Here is a 16,519-nt window from a genome sequence, read left to right on the forward strand (position 1 = left end):
ACGCGGTCCCCGCAGGCGCGGTTCAGGAAATAGTCAGAAATGACTGGAGTTACGGATGTGGTGTACGAACAAGTAACCCTGGTGCAAATATGTGGCCGTGCGTCGACAACTCGACAGCCGGTTCGTGCGTCTTGACCCCCCTGACTACGACGCTGACAACGACGATCCCGATCGGGACGAACGCCTGATCCGGGAGCTGTACCGCGAGTTCGGCGGTCCGCTGCTGCGTCACGTGCGCAAGACGACCGGCAACGACCTGCAATGGGCTGAGGACGTCGTCCAGGAGACGCTGGTGCGTGCCTGGCGTAACTCGGCGAAGCTGACGTGGGAGCCGCCCCTGCTGTGGGCGTGGCTCCTCACCGTCGCCCGCCGCATCGTGATCGACGGGCGCCGCAGGCGCGGCGTACGGCCGAGGGAGGTAGAGGCTCCCGAAGAGGACAGCATCGCCGTACCGGACGGCTCGGACCGGACGCTGGCGGCCATCGTGGTCGCGGACGCGCTCCGGCACCTGTCGAGTCAGCACCGGGAAGTTATCGAAGAGACATACTTACGCGACCGGACGGTAAGCCAAGCGGCCGAGGTTCTGGGCATCCCACCGGGTACCGTGAAATCCAGGCTCTTTTACGCCCTGCGCGCGCTTCGCACGGCCCTGAAGGAGAGGGGGGTGGCCAGCTGATGTCCGCGTCGTCGCCGCACTTCGACGTGGCAGCGTACGCCCTGGGAGTGCTGGACGACGACGACGCCGAGGCATTCGAGCGGCACCTCGACGGATGCGCGCCATGCCGGGCGGAACTGCTGGAGACCCAGGAACTGCCCGGCATGCTCGACGCCATCAAGGACGGCTCCGTCTCCTCGGAGCGTTCCCACCCCTGACCGGCCGGCGTCGGCGGCCCGCGAGGGACGGTTGCCGGACGGACGGTCCCGCCGCCAGGTGGAACGTGCCCTCCCTGCGCACCGTGTGCCAGCGCAGCCGGGCCCCCAGAACCGCGGTGGCCACCGACTGGATGACGACCAGGTACATCAGCTGCCGGTAGACGAACTGCTGCAGCGGCAGCACCCACAGCACCGAGGCGCGTTCGCCGTCCAGGCGCAACGCGTACCAGCCGGTGAGCGCCTGCACCGCGACGAAGCCGGCCCACACCGCGACCACGGGAAGGGGATCGCCGATGAACAGCCCGTAGAGGGCCATGACGTCGACGACGGGGGCCAGCAACGGCAGGATCACCTGGAACAGCGTGAGATATCCGAGGCATCGACGGCCGAACGGACGGCGCTCCACGACCGCCCCGCGATGCTTCCAGATCGCCTGCAGCGTGCCGTAGCACCACCGGTATCGCTGCCGCCACAGCTGGCCGAGTGAGGCGGGCGCCTCGGTCCACGCGCGGGCCCGCTCCTCGTAGACCACCCGCCAGCCCCTGCGGTTGACGGCCATGGTCAGGTCGGTGTCCTCGGCGAGCGTGTCCCCGCTGACGCCTCCGGCCGACGCCACCGCCTCGCGGCGGAACGCGCCGATCGCCCCCGGCACCGTCGCCATGCAGCCGAGCAGGTCGAACGCGCGGCGGTCCAGGTTGAACCCGACGACGTACTCGATGTGCTGCCAGCGGCCGATCAGCCCACGCCGGTTGCCGACCTTGGTGTTGCCGCTGACCGCGCCGACGGTGCGGTCGGCGAGCGGCCGTACGAGGTTGCGGATGGTCGAGGGTTCGAAGACGGTGTCACCGTCCACCATGACCAGGATGTCATGGGCGGCGTGGGCGATGCCGGTGGCGAGCGCGGCGGGTTTCCCCGCGTTCGGCTGCCGGATCACCCGGACCCCGGGCAGGCCGAGCGAGGCGGCGATCCGCCCCGTGTCGTCGGCGGAGCCGTCGTCCACGACGACGATCTCGACCGGGCCCGTGTAGTCGGTCCTGACCAGGGACCGCACCGTCGCCTCGATCCCCGCGGCCTCGTTGTAGGCGGGGACGATCACCGAGACCGGCGGCGGGGCCGCCCAGTGGGGCATGCCGGTGTTCGCGGACCTCCCGCGCGTCCTGCGGGCGTGCGCCCACGCCAGTGCGACGAAAAAGGTCATCCGGAGCACGGTGAGCACGCCGGCCGCGGCGAGGAACCAGCCGAGCGCCTCGACGAAGGCGAAGGAGGCCCGCTGGGCGAACCCCAGGACCGTGCCGAGGACGCGCTCGTCGGGGGAGGCGGCGGTGTGCGCCGTGGGCAGCCCGACGGCCTCCGTGAGCGTGGTGGCGGTGTATCCCTTCCTCTCCAGCCGGGTGAGCAGCCGGTCGACGGCGGCCAGCGTCCGGGTGCGGTCGCCTCCCGAGTCGTGGAACATGACCACCGCGCCCTCGCCCTCGACCGTGCGCGCGAGGGATGCGAGGACCATCTCGTCCGCGGGCGGGCGGCTCCAGTCCTGGGTGTCCACGTCGGTGAACGTCACGAGGTATCCCTCGTCGCCGAGCAGGCGCATCGCGGCGAGCTGCCCGTACCCGACCGCTCCCGGGCCCGAGGAGTACGGAATGCGGGCGAGGCGGGTGTGGATCCCGGCCGCCGCGGCCAGCGTCTTCTGCGTCAGGGACATCTCCACGCGGACCCGCCAGGCCGGCACCGCGCCCAGGTCGGCGTGAGTGTAGGTGTGGTTGCCGATCTCGTGCCCTTCGGCGACCACGCGGCGGGTGAGCTCGGGATGCTCGGCGACGTGGGCCCCCAGGACGAAGAAGGTCGCCTTCGCGTGGTGCTTGCGGAGCAGGTCGAGCAGCCGGGGCGTCCAGCGCGGGTCGGGACCGTCGTCGAAGGTGAGCGCCACCCGTCGGGGCTTGGGCCGCGCGCTGAGCGGCCGGGCCCCCGAGACGTTGACCAGCGGGCCGCCGGAGCGGATCTGCTCCAGCTCGGCGGAGTCGCCGTAGTCCGCCGGGGGCGCCTCGGTCTCGCCGATGACGTTGTGCGCGTACGCGTTGAGCAGCAGCGCTCCGGCCATGAGCAGCGCGGCGATCGCGACGAGGAACCAGTGGCCACGCGGCTCGGCAGGTCTCCGCTCGGCCGGTCTGCGCTGTCGTCTCATCGACGCGTCACTGGGAGGCCCCGGCCGTCTGCCCGGGCTGCTGGGGAGGCGTCTGGACGGTGCTGCTGGGCTCCGGTGCCGGGGTCCGCGTCGCCTCCTCGGCCGGCGCCGTGGTCTGCGCGGCCTCGGGAGCCGGCGGCGCGGGCGTGGACTCACCGGACGCGGAGATCTCCACATCCGGCTCCGGGACCGCGGAGGGCGTCGTGCTCGGCTTGAGGCTCTTCTGCCTCGAAGGAGCGGCGGAGGGCGCCCTGCTCCGCAGTCCGCGAGCGGAGGGCGACCGCCGCGCGGAAGCCGCCGTCGCGCGCGGCGTGCCGCTCGCCGGGGGGACACTCCTGCGCTCGGACCTCCGGGACGGGGTGGGAGAGCCCGCGGGGGAGCGTTCCACGACCTGCTGTCCCTGCGTGCCCGGCCATCCCATCGGGGGCAGCTCGGGGCCGGCCAGTGCTCCGCTCACCAGGGTGAGAGTCAGCGCGAGGACGACGATCGCCCCGCCGACAGCGGCGGCTGTCAAGATCTTGGCCCGGCGTCCGCTCTGGTCCACGAAGACGGCCGTACGCTCCGGACGATGATCTTCCACGACGCATGATCGTACGCGAGTCGAAAGCAGCTTCGAGAAGTTCACACCGTTTTGTGATCAGGCATTCAGGATTTCCCGATGTCCGGCGCGAGGACCTCCCGCCGGTGAGCGGCGTCTCCGGGGGTGGCTTGCGCATGAGAGCCCCCGGCGGGGGCGGGGCTGGTTAAATGGGGCACGGTCAATCCCCTGGTCGCGCGCACCGGACGAAGTTGACGTTTGTGCCGTTATGGGGTGGTATCGGGGGCGGTGGTGCCGGGCTTTCGATCAATGGGGATCGGAAGGGACGCGTCCATCGTGGAGGAGTGGCGCATGCCTGCGACGCCGTACGGCCGGGCCGGGTCCGGGGATGTCCTGCCCCCGCCGCGCAGCTTCGGCGAGGAGGGCGGGCGCCTGTCCTACGGCGGCTATCTCCGCCTGCCCGAGCTGCTCGCCCAGCAGGAGCAGCGGTCCGGGGCCAGTGACGAGCTGCTGTTCATCACCGTCCACCAGGTCTACGAGCTGTGGTTCAAGCTCCTCCTGCACGAGCTGGAGCGGATCAGGGACGCGATGATCGAGGGTGCGCTGTGGCGCGCCAGGCATCTGTTCCGCCGGGTGCACGCGGTGGAGAAGGTCCTGGTCGACCAGGTCCAGGTGCTGGAGACCATGACGCCGCAGGACTTCCTGGAGTTCCGGTCGGTCCTCGCCCCCGCGAGCGGTTTCCAGTCGGTGCAGTTCCGTGAGCTCGAGTTCCTCTCGGGCGTCAAGGACCCGTCGTACCTCGGCCGGCTGAGGGACGCGAGCGAGGAGGAGCTCGCCAGGCTCCGGCGGCGGCTCGCCGAGCCGACGCTGTGGGATGCTTACCTCACCGCCCTCTCCCAGCGCGGCCTGCCGGTCTCCGACGAAGAGATCATGGAATCCCTGCTGGCCGTGGCCCGTGACCGGGGATCGTACGACGACCTGTGGGACCTGGCCGAAGATCTCCTCACCCACGACGAGACGACCGCGCTCTGGCGGATGAGGCACGTGCAGATGGTGGAGCGCCAGATCGGCACGAAATCCGGTACGGGAGGCTCGTCCGGGGCACCGTACTTGAGGGGAAGGGCGCGTTTGCACTTCTTTCCCCTGCTCTGGGAACTCCGGGCCTGGCTTTGAATCCTCACAAGGGAGTGAGTAGCGACATGCCGCTCGAAATGGCGCTGAATCGGCAGGAATCGGATGAAGCGCTGGACGAGCTTCTCCGCATCGCCGCCGAGAGGTGCGCGCACGCGCCGGGAGCGCTGCAGGTGGAGGGCGAGGACGTCCTGGCCTTCCTGAGGCGGTACTACCGCAACGTCCCGGTCGAGGACCTGGCCGACCGCGACCCGGTGGACGTGTACGGCCCCGCGATGGCCCACCGCCACCTGGCCCAGCACCGGCCGCAGGGACGCGCGCTGGTCCGCGTCTACACCCCCACCCTTGAGGAGTGCGGCTGGGACCCGGGCCGCACGGTGGTCCAGATCGTCACCGACGACATGCCGTTCCTCGTCGACTCGGTGACGACCGAGCTGGACCGGCACGAGATCGGCACCCACCTGATCGTCCACCCCCAGATGCGGGTGCGCAGGGACATGACCGGCGAGCTGCTCGGCCCGGACCAGGAGAACATGACCGGGCAGGTCGTCCGCGAGTCGTGGATGCACATCGAGATCGACCGGCAGGCCGACCACGCCGTGCTCAAGGAGCTGGAGAGCGACCTGAAGCGGGTGCTGCTCGACGTGCGCTGCGCGGTCGAGGACTTCGCCAAGATGCGGGCGCTGGCGGTGCAGACCGCCGAGGACCTGGCGGTCAACCCGCCGCCGCTCGAGCCCGCGCAGGTCGAGGACGGCATGGAGCTGCTGCGCTGGCTCGCCGACGGCCACTTCACGTTCCTGGGCTACCGGGAGTATCGGCTGGAGGACACCGACGGCGGCATCGCCCTGCGCGCCCTGCCCGGCACCGGGCTCGGCATCCTGCGGGCCGACAAGGCCGGATCGGCCAGCTTCGCGGCCCTGCCGCCGAAGGTGCGGGCGAAGGCGCGGGAGAAGCAGCTGCTGATCGTCACCAAGGCCAACAGCCGGGCCACCGTCTACAAGCCCCACTACCTCGACTACGTCGGGGTCAAGGTCTTCTCGCCCGAGGGCGAGGTCATCGGCGAGCGGCGGTTCCTCGGGTTGTTCACCCACGTGGCGTACAACGAGTCGATCTCCCGCATCCCGGTCCTGCGGCGCAAGCTCGCCGAGGTGCTGGAACGTGCCGGGCTGTCGCCCGACAGCCACGACGGCAAGGATCTGATGGAGATCCTGGAGACCTACCCGCGCACCGAGCTCTTCCAGATGTCCGTGGGCGAGCTGCTGCCCATCGCGCTCGGCGTGCTGCGGCTGCGCGAGCGCAAGCAGGTCAAGCTGTTCCTGCGCCGCGACGACTACGGCCGCTACATCTCCTGCCTGATCTTCCTGCCGCGTGACCGCTACACCACCAAGGTCCGCCTGCACATGCAGCGGATCCTGATGAAGGCGCTCGGCGGCACCTCGCTCGACTACAGTACGATGATCGGCGAGTCGGCGCTGGCCCGGCTGCATGTCGTGATCCGCGGTGAGCGCGGCACACCGCTCGCCGAGACGCCGGTCGACGTCGAGGAGCTGGAGGCGCGGCTTGCCGCCACCACCCGCACGTGGGAGGACGACCTCGCCGCCGCGATCAACGAGCTGTGCCCGGAGGAGGACGCGCCCCGGCTCCTGCGCCGCTACGGCACCGCCTTCCCCGAGGGCTACAAGGCCGATTTCCCCGCGCGTACGGCCGTCGCCGACCTCAAGCGGCTGGAGGCGCTCGGCGAGGACCCGAACGCCATCGGCATGAACCTCTACGAGCCGTACGGCGCGGCCGAGGGGGAGCGGCGCTTCAAGCTCTACCGGCTGGGCGCGCCGATCTCGCTGTCGCGGGTGCTCCCGCTGCTCACGCGGATGGGCGTCGAGGTGGTGGACGAGCGGCCGTACGAGGTCGACCGCGACCACGACCCCGACACCAGGGACGCCTGGATCTACGACTTCGGCCTGCGGTACACCCCCTCCGAGGAGGTGCACCGCGACGAGTTCAAGCGGCTGTTCCAGGACGCGTTCGGCGTGCTGTGGCGCGGCGAGGTGGAGAACGACGGCTTCAACGCGCTCGTGCTGGCCGGCGGGCTCACCTGGGAGCAGGCCGAGATCCTCCGGGCGTACGCCAAGTATCTGCGGCAGGCCGGGACCACGTTCAGCCAGTCGTACATCGAGAAGGTGCTGCGCGGCAACGTGCGGCTGGCCCGGCTGCTGGTGCGGCTGTTCGAGGCCAGGCTCGACCCGCGCCGGCCCGACGACGGCAGGCCGGAGGTCTGCGACGCGCTGACCGAGGAGATCCTCGCCTCGCTGGACGAGGTGGCCTCGCTCGACGAGGACCGCATCCTGCGGGCCTACCTGGAGATGATCCAGGCGACGCTGCGCACCAACGTCTTCCAGGCCGCGCGCGACGACGGGCGCGACGCCGGGGACGCGGGCAGCCAGTTCGTCACCGGCAGGCGCAAGCCGTACATCTCCCTGAAGGTCGATTCGCAGGCGATCAGCGTGCTGCCGCTGCCCCGGCCGAAGTACGAGATCTTCGTGTACTCGCCGCGGGTCGAGGGCGTGCACCTGCGCTTCGGCAAGGTCGCCCGCGGCGGCCTGCGCTGGTCGGACCGCATGGAGGACTTCCGCACGGAGATCCTCGGCCTGGTCAAGGCGCAGATGGTCAAGAACACCGTCATCGTGCCGACCGGCTCGAAGGGCGGCTTCGTCGTCAAGCGTCCCCCCGCGGGCGGGCGCGACGAGTTCCTGGCCGAGGGCGTGGCCTGCTACCGCCAGTTCATCTCCGGCCTGCTCGACCTCACCGACAACCTGGCCGCGGGGGAGGTCGTGCCGCCGCCCGACGTCGTGCGGCACGACGGCGACGACACCTACCTCGTGGTGGCCGCCGACAAGGGCACCGCGACGTTCTCCGACATCGCGAACGAGGTGGCCAAGGAGTACGGCTACTGGCTCGGCGACGCCTTCGCCTCCGGCGGGTCGGTCGGCTACGACCACAAGGCCATGGGCATCACCGCCAGGGGCGCCTGGGAGTCGGTCAAGTACCACTTCCGCACGCTCGGCGTGGACGTGCAGAGCACCGACTTCACCGTGGTCGGCGTCGGCGACATGTCCGGCGACGTGTTCGGCAACGGCATGCTCCTGTCGGAGCACATCCGGCTCGTGGCGGCCTTCGACCACCGGCACGTGTTCGTCGACCCCGACCCGGACGCCGCGCGGAGCTTCGCCGAGCGGCGACGGCTGTTCGAGCTGCCCAGAAGCTCCTGGGACGACTACGACAGGTCGCTCATCTCGGCGGGCGGCGGCGTGTGGCCGCGCACCGCGAAGTCGATCCCGGTCTCGCCGCAGACGCGCGCCGCGCTCGGCCTCCCGCACGGCGTCACCGCGCTCGCGCCGAACGACCTGATCAGCGCGATCCTGCGGGCCCCCGTCGACCTGCTGTGGAACGGCGGCATCGGCACGTACGTCAAGGCGTCGTCGGAGACCCACGCCGACGTGGGGGACAAGGCCAACGACGCACTGCGGATCAACGCGGCCGACCTGCGCTGCAAGGTCGTGGGCGAGGGCGGCAACCTCGGCTTCACCCAGCGCGCCCGGATCGAGTTCGCGCTGAACGGCGGGCTGATCAACACCGACTTCATCGACAACTCGGCCGGTGTGGACACCTCCGACCACGAGGTGAACATCAAGATCCTGCTCGACCAGGTCGTCCGCGACGGCGACATGACCGACAAGCAGCGCAACCAGCTCTTCCTCGACATGACCGACGAGGTGGGCAGGCTGGTGCTGGAGGACAACTACGCCCAGAACGTCGTGCTCGCGGCGGCCCGCGCGCAGGCGCCGGAGATGCTGCACATCCACGCCCGCTACCTGCGGAGGCTGGAGCGCGAGGGGCTGGTCAACCGGGAGCTGGAGTTCCTGCCCTCGGACAAGGTGCTCGCCGAGCGGCGCCAGGCCGGGCTCGGGCTCAGCAACCCCGAGTTCGCGGTGCTGCTCGCCTACACCAAGCTCGTGGTGGACGCGGAACTGCTGCAGTCGGACATCCCCGACGACCCGTCGCTGGCGTCGTGGCTGGTGTCCTACTTCCCCTCGGCCCTGCGCGAGCGCTTCCGGACGTACATGGACTCCCACCCGCTGCGCCGGGAGATCATCACGACCCGGATCGTGAACGACGTGGTGAACTTCGGCGGCACGAGCTTCGTCTACCGCTTCGGTGAGGAGACCGGCGCCTCGACGGCCGACATCGTGCGGGCCTACCTGGTGACGCGGGAGGTCTTCGACCTGCCCTCGTTCGTGCGCCAGATCGAGGAGCTGGACAACGAGGTGGACACCGGGACCCAGCTCGCCATGCTGCTGGAGGGCCGCAAGCTGTCCGAGCGCGGCACCCGCTGGCTGCTCGGCAACCGCCGCCCCCCGCTCGACCTCGCCTCCACGGCCCGCTACTTCATCGAGGGCGCCGGTGGCCTGCTGCCCCACCTGCCCAAGCTGCTGACCGGCCCCGACCTGGCGGCGTATGAGGAGCGCCGGGACTCCTTCGTGGCCAGGGGCGTGCCCGGCGAGCTGGCCGAGCGGGTCGCGGCGATGGTGCCGGCCTACTCCACGTTCGACCTCGTGGAGATCGCGGCGTACACGGGCCGGCCGGTGAGCGAGGTGGCCGAGGTCTACTTCGACCTGGCCGACCGGCTCCAGCTCGCCCGGTTGCGCGAGCGGGTGATCGCGCTGCCGCGCGACAGCCGGTGGAACTCGATGGCCAGGTCGGCGCTGCGCGATGACCTGTACGCCGCCCACGCGACGCTGACCAGGGACGTGCTGATCCACAGCCGGCCGGGCCTGTCGCCGGAGGAGCGGCTGGCGAGCTGGACGGAGGCCAACCAGGCCGCGGTGACGCGGTCGCGGCAGACGCTGTCGGAGATCTGGGAGAGCGACACCTTCGACCTGGCGACGCTGTCGGTCGCGCTGCGTGCGGTGCGGACGCTGGTCTCCACCAGCAACCTCCCCCACGCGGAGGCGTGACCATGCCTGGCGATCAGCGGTTGGAGCCGCCGGTGACGAAGCCCTCGTAGCCGACGACGTGCGCGGGCGCGGTGGACGCCTTGGGCGGCACCGCGCTCACGTACTGCTGGGTCTCGACGATCTGCCGCTTCTGCCGGATGAACAGGTTCTTGGCGGGATTCAGCAGCCAGCGGGCTTCGGCGGGGATCGCCACCGGACGGCCCTCGGCGCACTTCAGCCCCTGGGGCTGGCCCTGCGGCTGGGCGCTGGCGGTCCACGAGGACGTGCGGATCAGCGTGTACAGCATCATCGCGCCGCCGTCGCGGGTGCGCAGGGCGAAGGTCGGGTAGTTGGGAGCCGAGGCGAAGATCGACTCGTAGACCATGCAGTCGTCGGCCTTCGCCGTCACCTTGGTCTTGACGATCTCGTCGTAGAAGCCCGTCGTCTGCGGGCCGGGGGCGATCAGCCCGGAGGCGTAGCCCTTGGGGCCCTCCTCGGCGACCGTGGCGTGCAGGGGGCCCATCAGGTTGGGGCTGATGGCCACCGAGGCGTCGCGCGACTCCAGCGCCGTGGCGTACCCGTCCGCGTCGAGGGCGACCGAGGGCGGCTTCTCGCCGGGATAGAGCAAGGACGCGAAGCTGTTGAGCCACCGCCCGTCCTGGCCCTGCCGTACGAACGTGAACACTCCCGTGCGGACCTCGCCGGACGCGTCGCGCCGCCGGGCGGTGGCCGCGAACCAGACGGTCGAGCGGCCGCTCTGCCGGGGCACGAGCACCGTACGGCGATCCCAGGTGTAGCGGGCGGGCTCGCCCTCCTGGGAGTGGATGCCGGCGATCGTGATGGGCCGCTGGCCGTCCTGGGTGAGCAGGAGCTCCCACCGGTCGGCCCCGGCCAGCCGCAGCACGTCGTCGGTGTCCAGGAACGCGTCGAGCGCCCGGGACGCCTCCTCCAGCGTCACCGCCGGGGGACTGGGCGACGGTGACGGGCTCTCGCCGGGACTCGGCAGGGCGGAGGTGGCCGCCGCAGGGCTGGCCGTCGGCCGGGCCGGCTCCCCGCCCGAGCAGGCGACGGCCGTACAGGTGACGAGGGCAAGGGCCAGCGCACTCCGAACGACCCCGTTCACGCCAGCCTCCCCATGCAATCGATCCACATGCTACCGAGGCGCGCTGCCTGACCGGGTCCCCGATTCGCGTACCCTTTACAGACGTGGCAGTCATCGATCCAGCCGAAGAGATCAACGAGCTTAGCGGCACGCTGAAGGGCATTCAGGACGTGCTCGACCTCGACGCCCTGCGCAAGCAGATCGCCGAGTTGGAGGAGCAGGCTGCCGCGCCCGACCTGTGGAACGACCCCGAGCAGGCGCAGCGCGTCACCAGCCGACTCTCCCACCTGCAGGCCGAGGTCAACCGGGTGGACGGTCTGGGCCGCCGCCTCGAGGACCTTCCGGTCCTGTTCGAGCTGGCGTCCGAGGAGGGCGACGAGGACGCGCTGGCCGAGGCGGAAAGGGAGCTCTCCGCGCTCAGGTCCGAGGTCGGCGCGCTCGAGGTCCGCACGCTCCTGTCGGGCGAGTACGACGCCCGCGAGGCCCTGGTGACCATCAACTCGCAGGCGGGCGGCGTCGACGCGGCCGACTGGGCCCAGATGCTGCTGCGCATGTACCTGCGGTGGGCCGAGCGCAAGGGCTACCCGGCGGAGGTCTACGAGACCTCCTACGCCGAGGAGGCCGGCATCAAGTCGGCCACCTTCGCGGTCAAGGCCCCTTACGCGTACGGCACGCTCAGGGGCGAGCACGGCACCCACCGGCTGGTGCGGATCAGCCCGTTCGACAACCAGGGCCGCCGGCAGACCTCGTTCGCGGGCGTGGACGTGGTGCCCGTGGTCGAGCAGACCGACCACATCGACATCAACGAGGACGACCTGCGCATCGACGTCTACCGGTCGTCCGGGCCGGGCGGCCAGGGCGTGAACACGACCGACTCGGCCGTGCGGATCACCCACCTCCCGACCGGCATCGTGGTCTCCTGCCAGAACGAGCGGTCGCAGCTGCAGAACCGCGCGACGGCGATGGCCGTCCTCCAGGCCAAGCTGCTCGAGCGCAAGCGCCAGGAGGAGGCCGCGGCGATGAACGAGCTGCGCGGCGAGGCGACGACGTCATGGGGCACGCAGATCCGCAACTACGTGCTGCACCCCTATCAGATCGTCAAGGACCTGCGTACGGGTGTGGAGGCGGGCAACCCCTCCGCCGTGCTGGACGGCGACCTCGACGAGTTCATCGAGGGCGAGATCCGCTGGGCGCGGCGCCAGGAGTCGGGTGACGGTCAGTAACCGCTGACGTGGGTGAGCGCGACCAGTGCCACGACCAGTAGCACGATCAGCGCGATGACCAGGGGCGGCAGCCCCATGAACCCGTGGTGGTGAACCTTGGCGCGGCCCTCGCGGCAGACGGGGCAGCGCCCCTCCACCACGGGGCCCGCGCACGCGGCGCAGATCAGATGTTCGCAGCTCATAGCAGCTTTACCGCCCCATCGCCCAAGGGCTAATCGTTTTGTTTCCGTTATGGACGTTCCATGCCAGTGTTACCCCTAGACTGGCCTCTGGCCAAACGGAACGTCGATCCAGAGCAAAGTGACCGGCGACCCCCGGACCGGCCGTCCCACCCCCTAGACTGGCTAGCCGTGATGCGCCCGTGATCCATTTCGATAATGTCACCAAGGTCTACGCGAACCAAAACCGGCCCGCCCTCGACCACGTGAGCGTGGATGTCGACAAGGGCGAGTTCGTGTTCCTGGTCGGTCCGTCAGGGTCGGGGAAGTCCACCTTCCTCCGGCTGGTGCTGAAGGAGGAGCGGCCCAACAGCGGCTCCATCCACGTGGCCGGCAAGGACCTGTCGAAGCTGTCCAACTTCAAGGTGCCGCACCTGCGCCGCCGCATCGGCTGCGTGTTCCAGGACTTCCGGCTGCTGCCGAACAAGAACGTCTACGAGAACGTGGCGTTCGCCCTGGAGGTCATCGGCAAGCCGCGCCGCTTCATCCGCAAGGTCGTGCCCGAGGTCATCGAGCTCGTGGGCCTCGAGGGCAAGGCGCACCGCATGCCGGAGGAGCTGTCCGGTGGTGAGCAGCAGCGGGTCGCCATGGCCCGCGCGTTCGTCAACCGGCCGATGATCCTTCTCGCCGACGAGCCCACGGGAAACATCGACCCTGCCACGAGCATCGGCATCATGAAGGTGCTCGACCGAATCAACAGGACTGGCACGACCGTCCTCATGGCGACACACGACGCCGCGATCGTCGACTCCATGCGCAAGCGGGTGGTCGAGCTCGAGGACGGCAAGATCGTCCGCGACCAGTCGCGCGGCGTGTACGGCCAGGCGTATTAGGAGTAACTGGGACCATGCGGGCCAACTTCATCTTCTCCGAGGTCTGGATCGGCCTTCGGCGCAACCTCACGATGACCATCGCGGTGATCGTGACCGTGGCGGTCGGCATGGCGCTGCTCGGCGTCGGACTGATGATCAACTCCCAGGTCTCGAAGCTGACCGGCTTCTGGAGTGACAAGGTCGAGCTTTCGGTCTACCTGTGCACCAAGGGCTCGCCCTTCGAACCCTGTAAGAACAGGGGCGCGGTCACACAGGAGGAGAAGGGCACCCTGGAGCAGACGATCAAGGCGCTCCCGGATGTCGAGCGGGTGCAGTTCGAGAACCAGGCCCAGGCGTTCAAGAACTTCCAGAGCACCGAGAACAACACACTGCTGCTCTCGGTGACCAAGCCCGAGGACATGCCGGAGTCGTTCCGGGTCAAGCTGAAGGACCCGGAGAAGGCGGCCGCCGTGGCGAGCAGCCTCAAGGGGCAGCCAGGCGTCTCCAACGTCGTCAACGAGCGCGACCTGCTCCAGTCGGTCTTCGGCTTCATGGACACGCTGCGCAACGTGGCGCTCGGCATCGCGATCCTCATGGTGATCGCGGCCACCCTGCTGATCGGCAACACGGTCCGGCTGTCGGCGTACAACCGCCGAAGGGAGACCGGCATCATGCGGCTGGTCGGCGCCTCCAACATCTACATCCAGCTTCCGTTCGTGCTGGAGGGCCTGATCGCGGGCCTCATCGGCGGCGTGCTGTCCGGCGTGATCCTGATCATCGTCAAGGTCTTCATCTTCGAGTCGATCCAGACCTACATGGCCGCGCCCCTCGGCTGGGACACGGTCGCCGGCGTGATCACCGGCACCATGGCCATCGGCGTGCTGATCTGTGTGCTCGCCTCGTTCGTCACCCTGCGCCGCTACCTGCGGGTGTGATCCCGCACCGGCCGCGCAGTTCGTTTCCGCCCTTCGCGGCGACGGTAGGCTCCCTTTATGCCACGTGAGACCGGGCGCAAGCTGATCGCCCAGAACAAGCGTGCCAGGCACGACTTCTTCATCGAGGACACCTACGAGGCCGGGCTCGTCCTGACCGGCACCGAGGTCAAGTCCCTGCGGGCGGGAAAGGCCAACCTGACCGACGGCTACGCCTCGGTCGAGGGCGGCGAGGTCTGGCTGATCAACGTGTACATCCCGGAGTACAGCCAGGGCACCTGGACCAACCACGCCGCCCGGCGCACCCGCAAGCTGCTGCTGAACCGCAAGGAGATCGGCAAGCTCGACGCGACGCTGAAGGAGAAGGGCCTCACGCTGATCCCGCTGTCGATGTACTTCAAGGACGGCCGGGCGAAGATCGAAATCGGGATCGCCAGGGGTAAGAAGGACTACGACAAGCGGCAGACGCTCATGGAGAAGCAGGCCAGCCGGGAGATGGCACGGGCCATGTCGAACGCGGTCCGCCGCCGGGGGGGCCGTTAGGCCGTGTCCTTCCGATCATTCGGGGTCGTCCGGGCGAAAGCCGTACGGGCCGCGCTCGCGCTGGGCTTGGCCGCGCCCCTGCTGACCGGCTGCTTCGAGGAGCCGTCGCCGCACGACGCGGTGCGCGACTTCCTCGTCGGCTGGCAGACGGGGGACTACGCGGCCGCCGCCCGGCGGGCCGACGGCGACCAGGCGGCGGTGCGCAAGGCGCTGGAGGACGCCCGGCTGCAACTGGACGCCGCCTCGATCCGCTTCTCCCTGCGGGGGATCAGCCAGGACGGCGACGCCGCGCAGGCCGGCTACCACGCCGAGGTGGACCTCGGTGAGAACAACCCCCTCTGGCAGTACGACGGGAACCTGCCCCTGCACCTGGTCGGCGGCCAGTGGAAGGTGCGGTGGTCGCCGAGCGTCATCCACCCCGACCTCCACCCCGGGCAGCGGCTCGCGGTCGCCACCGTCCCCAAGGGCCGCAAGCCGATCCTCGACCGGAACGGCAACTCATTGCAGGACGAGACCGTCCTGCACGTCGCCGGGGTCTTCCCCGCCAAGGTCAAGGACCCCGGCCGGCTCTGCGACCAGCTGTCGAAGGTCACCGGCTTCGCCCAGGACCGCCTGCTGAGCCGCATCCTGTCGTCGCCCCCGCAGGACTTCGTCCCCCTCGCGACGTTCGGGCGGACGAAGTTCGCCCAGATCAGGGTCAAGCTGGAGGCCATCCAAGGCCTGGAGTTCCAGATCGACAACCCGCCGGTCGCCCCCAAGTCGCCCACCCAGATCGTCGGGGTGGTCACGGCCATCACCCCGGAGGCGGAGCAGCGCCTCGGCGGGCCGCAGCGGGCCGGCGACACGCTCGGCAGGGACGGCCTGCAGAAGGCCTACCAGGACCAGCTCACCGGCTCGACCGAGACCCGGGTCGTCATCCTCGACAACGCCACCGGGCGGCTGGTCAAGGAGCTCAAGGCGTGGCCGGGGCGAGAGAACTCGTCGGTCCAGACCACGATCGACAGCCGCCTCCAGAGCGTGGGGGACGCCGCGGTGGCGGGGTCCCGGCCGGCCGCGCTCGTCGCGGTGCAGGCCTCCACCGGCCAGTTGCTCGCCGTCTCCACCAACCAGCTCCACCAGGAGAAGGACGCACTGGCGGGCAGGTTCGCGGCCGGCACCGCCTTCTCCGTCATCGCCGCGGAAGGACTGCTCCAGTCGGGCCTCGACCCGAAGCAGAAGGTGCCGTGCAGCGCCGACCGCACCGTGGGCGGAGCCCGATTCCAGCAGCCCGGCGTCAACGGCGTGACGGTGCCCACCTTCCAGACCGACTTCGCGCAGGGCTGTGTGACCGCCCTGGCGTCGCTGGCCCGGCGGATGAGCGGGCAGCGGCTGTCCGCCAGCGCGAGCCAGTTCGGCATCGGCGGCGACTGGAAACTGCCGCTGAAGACGTTCAGCGGGTCGATGGACGCCCCCAGCGGCGACGCCGCCATCGCGAAGATCATGGCCGGGCAGGGCGCCCGCGTGAGCCCGCTGGCGCTGGCCCTCGTCGCCGCGGCCGTCAAGTCCGGCACGTGGCGGCCGCCGGTGCTGGTGACCTCGCCCAGCGCTCCCGACCCGGCGGTCGGGGAAGGCGCCACGCCGGCCGGCGTCCAGCCGGTGACGCTCGATCCCGCGATCACCGCGAAGCTGCGCACGCTCATGCGGGCCGGTGTGACGTCCGGCGCGGCCGCCGCCGCCTCCGCGCCCGGCGACCCCGTGTACGGCGTGGCCGCCGAGGTCACCCAGACGGAGAAGAAGGAGCGCACCAGGCTCTCGTGGTTCGTGGGCTGGCAGGGGGACGTCGCGGTCGCCGTGCTGGCGCAGAGCGGCGACACGGCGGCCGCTTCGGCGATCGCCGGGAGCTTCTTCCGGGACGCCCAGCCCCAGACCTGAAAAATGCTCGGGAGGCGAGCAACCATCAGGGCGGCGACCGGCGTCTTTCTAGGTGACTGGGACCCG

Annotated in this window: 13 protein-coding genes; 9 read left to right on the forward strand and 4 right to left on the reverse strand. The window is 70.2% G+C overall.

All coding sequences use genetic code 11. The features are described 5' to 3' along the window. Positions 1-97 precede the first annotated feature (97 nt). Positions 98-676 carry a sigma-70 family RNA polymerase sigma factor gene (locus IL992_RS07730; protein ID WP_319018409.1) on the forward strand — a complete coding sequence of 193 codons (579 nt, stop codon included), beginning with the start codon at positions 98-100 and terminating at the stop codon, positions 674-676. Continuing rightward, on the forward strand, positions 676-873 hold the full coding sequence (locus IL992_RS07735; protein ID WP_193202604.1) for a zf-HC2 domain-containing protein: 198 nt from the start codon (positions 676-678) through the stop codon (positions 871-873). Before IL992_RS07730 ends, IL992_RS07735 begins: the two co-directional genes overlap by 1 nt. Here IL992_RS07735 and IL992_RS07740 read toward each other — a convergent pair. After that, positions 833-3,052, reverse strand: coding sequence for a bifunctional polysaccharide deacetylase/glycosyltransferase family 2 protein (locus IL992_RS07740; RefSeq protein WP_193202605.1), 2,220 nt, complete (start codon positions 3,050-3,052; stop codon positions 833-835). The two genes, IL992_RS07735 and IL992_RS07740, sit on opposite strands and share 41 nt — an antisense overlap. Positions 3,053-3,059: 7 nt before the next feature. Next, positions 3,060-3,632 (reverse strand): hypothetical protein, encoded by a 573-nt coding sequence (locus IL992_RS07745; protein ID WP_193202606.1) that lies wholly within the window; start codon positions 3,630-3,632, stop codon positions 3,060-3,062. Between the two features lie 309 nt (positions 3,633-3,941). Here IL992_RS07745 and IL992_RS07750 point away from each other — a divergent pair, with 309 nt between their 5' ends. Together IL992_RS07750 and IL992_RS07755 are read left to right on the forward strand one after the other, a co-directional pair. Beyond that, positions 3,942-4,763: a tryptophan 2,3-dioxygenase gene (locus IL992_RS07750; protein WP_193202607.1), complete on the forward strand. Its 822-nt coding sequence runs from the start codon at positions 3,942-3,944 to the stop codon at positions 4,761-4,763. 26 nt (positions 4,764-4,789) lie between these two features. Then, positions 4,790-9,733, forward strand: coding sequence for an NAD-glutamate dehydrogenase (locus IL992_RS07755; protein WP_193202608.1), 4,944 nt, complete (start codon positions 4,790-4,792; stop codon positions 9,731-9,733). Positions 9,734-9,746: 13 nt separating this feature from the next. Here IL992_RS07755 and IL992_RS07760 read toward each other — a convergent pair whose 3' ends face one another. Continuing rightward, positions 9,747-10,835: a hypothetical protein gene (locus IL992_RS07760; protein WP_193202609.1), complete on the reverse strand. Its 1,089-nt coding sequence runs from the start codon at positions 10,833-10,835 to the stop codon at positions 9,747-9,749. A gap of 83 nt (positions 10,836-10,918) precedes the next feature. Here IL992_RS07760 and prfB point away from each other — a divergent pair, with 83 nt between their 5' ends. Continuing rightward, on the forward strand, positions 10,919-12,037 hold the full coding sequence (gene prfB / locus IL992_RS07765; protein WP_193202610.1) for a peptide chain release factor 2: 1,119 nt from the start codon (positions 10,919-10,921) through the stop codon (positions 12,035-12,037). Here prfB and IL992_RS07770 read toward each other — a convergent pair. Further along, entirely contained in the window at positions 12,031-12,219 is a 189-nt protein-coding gene (locus IL992_RS07770) for a hypothetical protein (protein WP_193202611.1), read from the reverse strand. The two genes, prfB and IL992_RS07770, sit on opposite strands and share 7 nt — an antisense overlap. 179 nt (positions 12,220-12,398) lie before the next feature. Here IL992_RS07770 and ftsE point away from each other — a divergent pair, with 179 nt between their 5' ends. Genes ftsE through IL992_RS07790 form a run of 4 tightly spaced genes read left to right on the forward strand, consistent with a single transcriptional unit; the run spans position 12,399 to position 16,453 of the window. Next, positions 12,399-13,088, forward strand: a complete 690-nt coding sequence (ftsE, locus tag IL992_RS07775; protein ID WP_079315626.1) for a cell division ATP-binding protein FtsE — start codon at positions 12,399-12,401, stop codon at positions 13,086-13,088. Positions 13,089-13,102: 14 nt separating this feature from the next. Beyond that, the gene (gene ftsX, locus IL992_RS07780; protein WP_193202612.1) at positions 13,103-14,002 is read left to right on the forward strand and encodes a permease-like cell division protein FtsX; all 900 of its coding nucleotides are present in this window, start codon (positions 13,103-13,105) and stop codon (positions 14,000-14,002) included. 57 nt (positions 14,003-14,059) lie between these two features. Continuing rightward, positions 14,060-14,542: an SsrA-binding protein SmpB gene (smpB, locus tag IL992_RS07785; protein ID WP_142562969.1), complete on the forward strand. Its 483-nt coding sequence runs from the start codon at positions 14,060-14,062 to the stop codon at positions 14,540-14,542. 3 nt (positions 14,543-14,545) lie between these two features. Then, complete coding sequence (locus tag IL992_RS07790; RefSeq protein ID WP_193202613.1) at positions 14,546-16,453, forward strand: penicillin-binding transpeptidase domain-containing protein; 1,908 nt, start codon at positions 14,546-14,548, stop codon at positions 16,451-16,453. Positions 16,454-16,519 lie beyond the last annotated feature (66 nt).

It is taken from the genome of Microbispora sitophila, from assembly GCF_014892245.1.
Classification (GTDB): Bacteria; Actinomycetota; Actinomycetes; order Streptosporangiales; family Streptosporangiaceae; genus Microbispora; species Microbispora siamensis.